Source organism: Aeromicrobium flavum (assembly GCF_007992115.1).
Taxonomy (GTDB): domain Bacteria; phylum Actinomycetota; class Actinomycetes; order Propionibacteriales; family Nocardioidaceae; genus Aeromicrobium; species Aeromicrobium flavum.
In genome coordinates, this window is sequence record NZ_BJZQ01000031.1 from 1 (window position 1) to 797 (window position 797).

Genomic DNA, 797 nt, shown 5'->3' on the forward strand with positions numbered 1-797 from the left:
CTCGCCGGTCTGGCCCAGCACCTCCTTGGGGGTGTCGTCGGCCGCCTCCGCCTGCTCGGCACCGGGGCGCAGCACCTCGGCGGCGAACTCGGAGATGACGTCGACCATCATCTGCTGGTCCTCGGTGGGCGTCAGGTCGAAGACGCCGGACGGCTGGGTCGCCGCCGGGCGGCTGCCCTGGCCACTGCCGGACGCCTTCGTGAAGGTGCGCTGTGCCGCACCGATGGCTTGGAAACTGGCCTTGGTCGTCCCGTGGACCGCGCGCTCCGCGAACTTGCGCAGACCGAAGCGGTCCAGCGTCTCGGAGGCAGCCAGCTTGTTCAGGACGCGCAGCCCGTAGGCCATGGGGTCTTTGCCCGCCACGTTCACTCCCTCGGTGATCAACGGAAACTGACGTTTACAGTTTCGCATACCGAGAGTATCTGAAATGGTCCTCAGTTACCAACGAATCGTCCGGCGAGTCTTCTCGATACCCTGAGGCGTGCCTGAGACACCTTCCGCCGACCAGTCCCGCCCGCTGCCGACAGGCGGCTCCGTCCGCCCCATCACGCGGTGGGGCACACCCGTCATGCACCACGAGCTGCGCGACGTCACCGACTTCGACGACGAGCTCGCCACCCTCGTGGCCGACATGGTCGCCACCATGTACGCCGCCGAGGGCGTCGGCCTCGCGGCCAACCAGGTCGGGGTCGACCTCAAGGTCTTCGTCTTCGACTGCCCCGACGACGACCAGCAGCGCATCACCGGCGTCGTCTGCAACCCCGTCCTGCGGCTCCCCGACGGTACCGACCGCAAGC

At 68.0% G+C, this 797-nt stretch carries 1 protein-coding gene and 1 pseudogene; one reads left to right on the forward strand and one right to left on the reverse strand.

What is annotated here, in order from left to right; genetic code table 11:
• Positions 1 to 363, reverse strand: a pseudogene (locus tag AFL01nite_RS15220) (acyl-CoA dehydrogenase family protein); the annotation flags it as partial.
• 205 nt (positions 364 to 568) lie between these two features.
• On the opposite strand from AFL01nite_RS15220, the gene AFL01nite_RS15225 reads away from it, so the two are divergent.
• Positions 569 to 797 (forward strand): peptide deformylase (locus tag AFL01nite_RS15225; RefSeq protein ID WP_246119751.1); only part of this gene is annotated, 229 nt, incomplete at its 3' end.